Below are 515 nucleotides of genomic sequence, written 5' to 3' on the forward strand. Positions count from 1 at the left end.
TCGTCGAAGGGGTCCGCCACGGCCTCGAGCAGGACGCGCAGCTCACGCACCGCCGGAGACTCGAAGAAGGAACCACCGACGCGCAGCTCGCACGCCAGGTCCAGTCGCCGAACCTCTTCCTGGCCCTTGACGGCCTGCCAGTTCTGCCGGCCTAGGATCCCGACGCTGGTCCCGGGGTGCCGAGCGCGCCAGCGGGCGACCCGACTCGCGGCCTCCGTCGCGACGTCATTCGAACGTCCAGTCTCCAGGTGGACAGGTCGGCTGCTGTCGTCCGCCCGCGGCTGAGGTCGCAACCGGTCCGACTCGACGTACGGAAGGAGCTGGGCGCCACCCCATCTCCTGAAGAAGGGGTGCAGCGAGTCCAGCAGACGCGGGCCGGAGCGGAAGTTGCGGGTCAGCGGGAACTCGCGCAACGCTGGCAGGCCGCGCGCAGTCACTCGCCTGGCCATCTCCTCAAAGGCGTTTCCTTCAGCACCGCGGAAGCGGTAGATGCCCTGCTTCGCATCACCCACGAC

1 protein-coding gene is annotated in these 515 nt (G+C 69.1%); it reads right to left on the reverse strand.

The window, feature by feature from the left end:
• Positions 1-515 (reverse strand): ATP-dependent helicase (locus CRU94_RS09525; protein ID WP_164966594.1); only part of this gene is annotated, 515 nt, incomplete at both ends.

The organism is Arcobacter sp. AHV-9/2010, assembly GCF_004116575.1.
Taxonomy (GTDB): Bacteria; Campylobacterota; Campylobacteria; order Campylobacterales; family Arcobacteraceae; genus Aliarcobacter; species Aliarcobacter skirrowii.